This window comes from Parafrankia discariae, from assembly GCF_000373365.1.
In the GTDB taxonomy this organism is placed as follows: Bacteria; Actinomycetota; Actinomycetes; order Frankiales; family Frankiaceae; genus Parafrankia; species Parafrankia discariae.
The window spans coordinates 1-6654 of sequence record NZ_KB891124.1; the positions used below are offsets into that span (position 1 = coordinate 1).

Consider the following 6654-nt stretch of genomic DNA (forward strand, 5'->3'; position numbering starts at 1 on the left):
ACGGATGTGCGGGCGTGGCGGGCGAGTCGCCCCGCTAGCCAGAACAGTCGGTGACGCAGCCTCTTGATCTCCCAGCGCCGCGCGGGCCGGGCGGGCAGGGCGGCCATCTGGGTCCAGGCGGTCAGGTCGAGGGCGAGCGCGACGAGGGCGCACCAAATCTGGTTCTGGGCGAAGTCGTGCAGCGGCAGGTTCGTCAGGCCGGTGTCCTTCGCGCCGCGGATGCGGTCCTCGCAGCGGGCGCGGCGGCGGTGGCGTAGTTCGAGGTCGGCGAGCGACAAGCCCGATCCTCCCAGCTCAGGAGCACTTTCCCATGTCCGACACACCCACCAGACGATCATCGCCATGAAAGCCCTGGGCTAAGGGGACGGCTGCCACGACGGGTCGCGGCCGATGAAGCCGAGCAGGCGCGTCTGGGCGGTGGAGCCGGCGGGGACGTCGACCCGCGGCCCGTACTGGCCGGAGGCGCGGATCGCGTCCTCCATCCCTTCCATCCCGTCGAGCAGCAGGGCGCAGTGGCCGGCGTCGAGACGGTCGTCCTGGCCGGTGGCCCGGGCGAGGTCCCAGGTGTGCATGAACACGTCGGACGTGTAGATCATGTCGGTCGCGGCGGCCAGCGCCAGCTCGCCCAGATGCGGGTTGCGCAGGGTCAGGGTGGCGGCGGCCGGATCGTCGAGAAGCCGCTGGACGGCGTCGGTGTGTACCGCCCACGCCCGCACCGGGTCCTCGTCGACCGACGGGCCGCGCCGCAGTGCCGGCCCGCCGCTCGCCGCCAGGAAATCGGGGAACCACCCGCACAGGTGGCGGACGACGTCCCGCGCCGCCCAGCCCTCGACCGGGGTGGGGACGTTCCAGTCGCCGGTGCCGAGCACCCGTTCGGTGAACACGGCGGCGACGCGCCGGTGACGCTCCGCGGGCTGGCCGGCGGGCTGGCCTGCGGGCTGCTCGGCGGGCACGGCCATCACGCGGCGCCCGAGGAGAGCAGGGCGACGAGCTTCGCGTAGCCCTGGTCGACGCCGGTCTGCATGCCGCCGCGCAGCCAGGCGTCCCGGCCCTCGAAGCTGTCGACCAGCGACTGGGCGTGCAGCCGGGTGCGGCCGTCGCCGAGATCCTCGAACCGCAGCGTCTCCAGCGCCACGCTGTCCGGCTCCCCCTCGAAGGTGAACGTCTGCACGATCCGGTCCGGGCGGACCTCGTGGAAGCAGCCGCGGAACCGGAAGTCGACACCGTCCCGGCGGGCGACGTAACGCCAGCTGCCGCCGTTGGTGGCGTCCCAGTGCTCGATCGTCGTGTCCATCCCGTCCGGCCCGACCCAGCGGGCGAACAGGGCGGGATCGGTGTGCGCGCGGAAGAGCTGCTCCGGGGTGGCGGCGAAGTCCCGGGTGAGCCGGATCAGCGGCACCTCCGGGTCGGGCTCGATGCGGGTCGTCTCGATGGTGGCGGTGCTGTCGTTCCTGGTCATCACGCTGTTCCTCTCATCGGTGGGTCGTCGCTCGCCGGTTCGCCGTTCGCTTGGGTGTTGCCCGCCCGGCCGCGGGCGCCGACCTGGCCCGGCCCGCTCGTCGGGCCGGCCTCGCCGGCCGGGCTGTCGTTCATCTCGGCCAGGAGCGCGTCGAGCCGGCGATAGCGCTGCTCGGCCCGCCGGCGATAGCGCTCGATCCAGCCCGTCATCAGGTCGAACACCTCGGCCTCGAGGTGCACGGGACTGCGGTGGTTCACCCCGGCCCGGCTGACCAGGCCGGCCTGCTCCAGCACCTTCAGATGCTTCGACACCGCCTGGACGCTCATGTCGTAGGGCGCGGCGAGTTCGCCGACGGTCGCGTCGCCCTCGGTCAGCCGGGCGACCAGATTCCGCCGGGTCGGATCCGTCAGCGCCGCGAAGAGCTGGGACAACTGATCCGCCCCCACCCGCACCTCCTCAACTGATCGGTTGATGAAGACCCTAGGGCGAGCCCGCGGCGACGTCAACCATCTAGTTGAGGAAGGAGGTCGCGCCAGGATGTCGTGTCTGTCCTGGAGGCTCGGCGCGGCCAGACACCTGCGCATGACAGGACCCGTCCGGCTCTGCGGCAGAACCGTGCGCCGCACCGCCGTCCGGTCCCCGTTCCCGCCGCCAGGGCCGGGCCGGTGGTGGTGGGAGGATCTCGATCTTGTCGGGGTCGCGCGATGCGGCCCCGCCGGCCGGAACCGGCGGGTATTCGCCCTCCTCCATACCGCCGCCGGGGATCTCCCAGGCGTCGTTCCGGTAGGCGGGTGGACGATCAGCCTCGGGTTCGCGTCAGCCCTGGGTGCGCGCAGGCCGCTCGGTCTGGTCTTTCAGTGCCTTGTCGGCCTCGTGGACTTCGGGGGCGTTGAGTTCGGCGTAGATGTCACGGGCCGACCGCCAGTGATCGCGGGCGGTGTCGTGGTCGCCGAGATCGTCGAGGGCGCGGCCGAGGCCGGCGTGGGAACGGGCCTGCTCGTACCTGTCCTGGGTGGCGAGCGTCAGGGTGAGCGCGTGCGCGTGGTGGTCACGGGCCTGCTCGGGATGGCCGGTGGCGTGGAGGTGTTCCCCCAGTCCGTTGCGTGCACGGGCCTGGCCGTTGCGGTCGCCGAACTCCTCGTAGAGGTTGAGGGCTTGCCGATGATGATGCGCGGCGTCGTGGTGTCTGCCCTGCCCGTGGTGGACGAGGCCGAGGTTGGTCAGGGCGTCCGCCTCGCCGTTGCGGTCGGCCAGGGCCCGGTAGAGAGCGAGGGCCCGCTGGTGGTGATCGACAGCCAGCGTGTACCGGCCTTGCCGCCAGTGGACATGGCCGATGCTCGGCCCCGGGGGCTCAGCCGGTAAATTCGTTGACGCCGAGGGCGAAGTCCCAGTGGCCAACCCCGTTGCCGGCGAGGCCCACCGTGACCACGCCCACTCCTTCCAGCCAGTGCGCCATTTTCAGGCCGCCGACGTCCAGAGGGCGCAGCCCGAGGCTCTCGATGAATGCCGCCACGCCCGCCTTGGCCTGCGCATTGTCGCCAGCGATGAAGACGTTGGGCCGGCCCTTCTCCAGGACATTACGGAAGATGGTGTTGAATGCCTTCACCACGCTGGTGCTGGCCGGGGCCACCTTGGCGACTTCCTGCGCGATCGAGGTCTCCTCGCTGTGGGCCAGTCCGTCGAACGTGGCGTTGAAGGGGTTGCTGATGTCGACGATGACCTTGCCCGCGAGGGCGTCTCCGTACTCGGCGACGACCGGAACGACACCGTCGTACAACAGGGCCGTGATGACGATGTCCCCGGCCGGGACGGCGCCCCACTTGCCCGTCGTCGCGCCGCCGCCCAGAGCCTTGGCCAGGTCATCGGCCTTGGACTGATCGCGTCCCATGACCTCGACGGTGTTGCCGCCCGCCACCGCGAGCGTGCCGATGGTACGGGCCATGTTCCCCGTACCGATGAGGGTGATGCCGCTCATGAGGTGTGCTCTCTTCCTGTTCTCGAGGTGTCGCTCTGTCTCGTTCGTGCCGGGTCAGGCGCAGGGCGTCGGCCGCGACGTTTCTGGGCCAACTGCCGTGCCTTTCCCGGCACCTCCGGCTCGTCTTCCGCCGGTAGGTTGGGATGCGTCAACCTGCCGCCACTCCAAAAAGAGGGGGTCAGGTCAGGGACATGGGACGAGGGCATCCCGTGATCGTTACTCTCCCTTGGTGCGCAGTTCCCAGGGCTGCATGCCGACGAGAGGCGCGAGGTGACCCTGCATCTCGACGACGCCCGCGCAACACTTCGGCGTGTTGCGGATGTCCGCGTTCGAGATCAGTTCGTTGTGGCGACCGGGTTGTTGTGGGGTGTGCCCGCGGCATTCCTAATGTGTGGTTCAGATGGCGGTGGTGCCGCCGTCGGTGACCAGTTCCAGGCCGTTGACGTAGCTGGAGTCGGCGGAGGCGAGGAACAGGGCGACGGTGGCGATTTCTTCGGGGCGGCCCATCTTTCCGCGGGGGATGAGGGACTCGAATGCGGCCTTGGTTGCCTCGTCGAACAGTTCTTCCTGTTTGGCGGTGGCGACCTGGCCGGGGGTCAGGACGTTGACCCGGATCTTGCGGTCGCGCAGTTCGTTGAGCCAGACGCGGGCCCAGGCCTGCTGGACGGCTTTGCTTCCCGCGTAGAGGCTCCAGCCGGGGAAGGCGCCGAGGGAGGCGTTGGATCCGGTCATGAAGATCGAGCCGTTGTCGTTGATCAGCGGCAGTGCCTTCTGCACGGTGAACAGGGTGCCGCGCGCGTTGAGCCAGAAGGCGCGGTGGAACTGTTCCTCAGTGATCTCGCCGAGGACGGCGGGTTCGCCCATCCCGGCGCTGGCCCACAGCACGTCGATCGAGCCCTTTTCCCGCCTGACGGTGTCGTACAAGCGGTCCAGGTCGTCCAGTTCGGCCGCGTCACCCTGGACGGCGGTGACGTTGCGGCCGATCAGCTTGACGGCGTCGTCCAGTGCTTCCTGCCGCCGGGCCTGGATGAAGACGTGCGCTCCTTCCTCGACGAACAGTTTGGCGCCGGCCAGTGCCATGCCGGTGGATCCGCCGGTGATCACCGCTACCTTGCCATCGAGCTTTCCCACGATCACTCCGTTGAATTGATGGGTATCCAAAACAGTTCGGCTCTTATATACACCATGCTGTGTACTTAACGTACCCGATGGCCGGTCGGAGCGCAAGCTAAGTACACCGGTCAGTACCGACCCCGCCGTGGGACGCCCGGCGCGCCATGGCGCACCGACGATCGTCGGGACCGCTCTCACCTTGCTAAATCTCCGTCAGCGCGATGGGCGCACAGTCCAGGCATATGTACACCGTACTGTATGCTTAACGTAACGGATGATCAACCCGAACGCAAGCTATGTAGACCGGTCCGTACCGAACGGTCTACACTGGAGGCATGACGGAGTTGGAGAAGGGCCCCCTGGGCCGGCGCCGCGGCAGGGGCGCACGCGAGCGCATCCTCAGCGCGTCACAGCAGCTGTTCCGCGATCAGGGCATCAACCGCACCGGCATGGACCAGCTCTGCGCCGTGGCCCAGGTGTCCAAGCGCACGGCCTACCAGCACTTCACCAGCAAGGACGAAATCGTCGCCGAATACCTGCGCCGATTCGATCCCGACGTCATGCCCGGAGTGTTCGACCGCACCGACCTCACACCCCGCGAACGACTCCTCGCCGCCTTCGAGATACCCGCCTCCACGCCCCTGTGCCCCTACATCGCGGCGGCCGTCGAACTCCACGACCCCCAACACCCCGCATCCCAGTACGCACGCGACTACAAGACCGCCATCGCCGCGCGGCTCACCGAAACCGCCCGCGAAGCCGGCGCCACCAACCCCGAACAACTCGGCGAACAACTGGCGCTGCTCATCGACGGCGCCTCGGCCCGCACCCGAGTCCTCAACAGCGAATCCTTCCCCGCCGCCGCCGCCATCGCCGCCGTCCTCATCGACAACGCCATCCCCCCGTCATCTCCTCGGCAGCCCAGCGATGACCGCGGAACTACCGGGTCCGCTCCCGTTCCGGTGGGAGGCCAATGACGGCCCGATCACGCCTCGTCGGCCGGAAGACGACGTCGAGTTCGGCGCGGCCGGAGCGGTAGCCGCCGGGACTCGGGCTGGAGAGCGGGTCGCGAGGTCTGGCCGCGGCCTTCCGTACGTATCGTCGAACTGGAGCCGTTTTCATCCTCGTTTGATGAAAACCGCAGCAGCCGGGCGGCTGATATCCGGTGGGGTTACGGCGTCAAGTCATCTACCAAGTGACGGTCGTTTTCCGTCGAGTCAGAGGGGTACCAGGGTTCGGTCATGGCCACCGCCGCTCCCATAGGCCACGAACACGCCGACGCTGATCTCTGTGAAGGTGTTCCGCCTGCGCTCTTCCCAGAGGCGACGACCGGGAGTGGGACCGAAGAGACGACGAGAGACCCGTCCGCGCCGGCGCGGCGGTACCCAGTGCCCGTCGTCGCCGACATCGGCGATGCTGGTGGTGTTGTCGCGATCGGGCTCGATTAGGCGCCGGACCAGATAGGTTGCTGTGCGTGCCCGATTCCGATCTCGCTGTCTCCTCGCCCGCCGAGGCGTTCGCGGCCCTGAGGGAGGGCAACGCGCGTTTCGTGCAGGGTGAACGGCTGCACCCGAACCAGGACGCCGACCGTCGATCGGCGGTGGCGCCCAGACAGCATCCGTTCGCCGTGCTGTTCGGATGTTCCGATTCCCGGCTGGCAGCTGAGATCATCTTCGACCGGGGGTTGGGGGATCTCTTCGTGGTGAGGACCGCCGGGCACGTCGCCGGGCCTGAGGTGCTGGGCAGCATCGAGTACGGCGTCAGCGTGCTCGGCGCGCCCCTCGTCGTCGTTCTCGGCCACGACTCGTGCGGCGCCGTCACCGCGGCGTCCGAGGCGGATCGCGACGGGACCGCCCCGGCGGGCTATCTCGGGGACGTGGTCGAACGGGTCATGCCCAGCGTGCTCTCGGCGCGGGCGGCCGGACACACCGATATCGACGCGTTCGTACGCACGCACATCCGGCGGACGGTCGACGGCCTGGTCGGCCGGTCGGTCCTGCTCGCGGCCGAGGTCGCCGCCGGACGATGCGCCGTGGTCGGCCTGTCGTACCGGCTCGCGGAGGGCACCGTCGGCGTGGTCACCAGCCACGGACCGGTACCCGCAGCC

9 protein-coding genes and 1 pseudogene are annotated in these 6654 nt (G+C 69.1%); 3 read left to right on the forward strand and 7 right to left on the reverse strand.

Annotated features, from left to right (window positions below; genetic code table 11):
• The 7 genes and pseudogenes from B056_RS35340 to B056_RS0105995 all read right to left on the reverse strand — a co-directional run.
• Positions 1-272 (reverse strand): annotated as a pseudogene (locus B056_RS35340) (transposase); the annotation flags it as partial.
• A gap of 84 nt (positions 273-356) precedes the next feature.
• The gene (locus B056_RS0105970) at positions 357-959 is read right to left on the reverse strand and encodes a TIGR03086 family metal-binding protein (protein WP_051105555.1); all 603 of its coding nucleotides are present in this window, start codon (positions 957-959) and stop codon (positions 357-359) included.
• Positions 959-1459, reverse strand: coding sequence for an SRPBCC domain-containing protein (locus B056_RS0105975; RefSeq protein ID WP_018500981.1), 501 nt, complete (start codon positions 1457-1459; stop codon positions 959-961). The genes B056_RS0105970 and B056_RS0105975 overlap by 1 nt, the downstream gene beginning before the upstream one ends.
• The gene (locus B056_RS42405) at positions 1459-1905 is read right to left on the reverse strand and encodes an ArsR/SmtB family transcription factor (protein ID WP_018500982.1); all 447 of its coding nucleotides are present in this window, start codon (positions 1903-1905) and stop codon (positions 1459-1461) included. Before B056_RS42405 ends, B056_RS0105975 begins: the two co-directional genes overlap by 1 nt.
• Before the next feature lie 370 nt (positions 1906-2275).
• On the reverse strand, positions 2276-2857 hold the full coding sequence (locus B056_RS45290; protein WP_076784647.1) for a tetratricopeptide repeat protein: 582 nt from the start codon (positions 2855-2857) through the stop codon (positions 2276-2278).
• Positions 2811-3434 carry an NADPH-dependent F420 reductase gene (locus B056_RS0105990; protein WP_018500984.1) on the reverse strand — a complete coding sequence of 208 codons (624 nt, stop codon included), beginning with the start codon at positions 3432-3434 and terminating at the stop codon, positions 2811-2813. Before B056_RS0105990 ends, B056_RS45290 begins: the two co-directional genes overlap by 47 nt.
• A 396-nt stretch (positions 3435-3830) precedes the next feature.
• Entirely contained in the window at positions 3831-4565 is a 735-nt protein-coding gene (locus tag B056_RS0105995) for an SDR family NAD(P)-dependent oxidoreductase (RefSeq protein ID WP_026239382.1), read from the reverse strand.
• A 317-nt stretch (positions 4566-4882) separates the two neighbouring features.
• On the opposite strand from B056_RS0105995, the gene B056_RS0106000 reads away from it, so the two are divergent.
• The 3 genes from B056_RS0106000 to B056_RS0106005 form a co-directional block, all read left to right on the forward strand.
• A complete protein-coding gene (locus B056_RS0106000) occupies positions 4883-5524 on the forward strand; it encodes a TetR/AcrR family transcriptional regulator (RefSeq protein ID WP_018500986.1) in 642 nt (213 codons plus the stop codon).
• 264 nt (positions 5525-5788) lie between these two features.
• Positions 5789-5995: a hypothetical protein gene (locus B056_RS42410; RefSeq protein WP_154676866.1), complete on the forward strand. Its 207-nt coding sequence runs from the start codon at positions 5789-5791 to the stop codon at positions 5993-5995.
• Between the two features lie 26 nt (positions 5996-6021).
• A partial coding sequence (locus B056_RS0106005) for a carbonic anhydrase (protein ID WP_018500987.1) occupies positions 6022-6654 on the forward strand: 633 nt, incomplete at its 3' end.

What these genes read in the sequence shown, in the direction of transcription:
- B056_RS42410 (WP_154676866.1), top strand. Translation starts at nt 5,789, where the DNA reads ATGGCCACCGCCGCTCCCATAGGCCACGAACACGCCGACGCTGATCTC.
- B056_RS0106000 (WP_018500986.1), top strand. Translation starts at nt 4,883, where the DNA reads ATGACGGAGTTGGAGAAGGGCCCCCTGGGCCGGCGCCGCGGCAGGGGC.
- B056_RS0105975 (WP_018500981.1), bottom strand. Translation starts at nt 1,459, where the DNA reads ATGACCAGGAACGACAGCACCGCCACCATCGAGACGACCCGCATCGAG.
- B056_RS0105970 (WP_051105555.1), bottom strand. Translation starts at nt 959, where the DNA reads ATGGCCGTGCCCGCCGAGCAGCCCGCAGGCCAGCCCGCCGGCCAGCCC.
- B056_RS0105990 (WP_018500984.1), bottom strand. Translation starts at nt 3,434, where the DNA reads ATGAGCGGCATCACCCTCATCGGTACGGGGAACATGGCCCGTACCATC.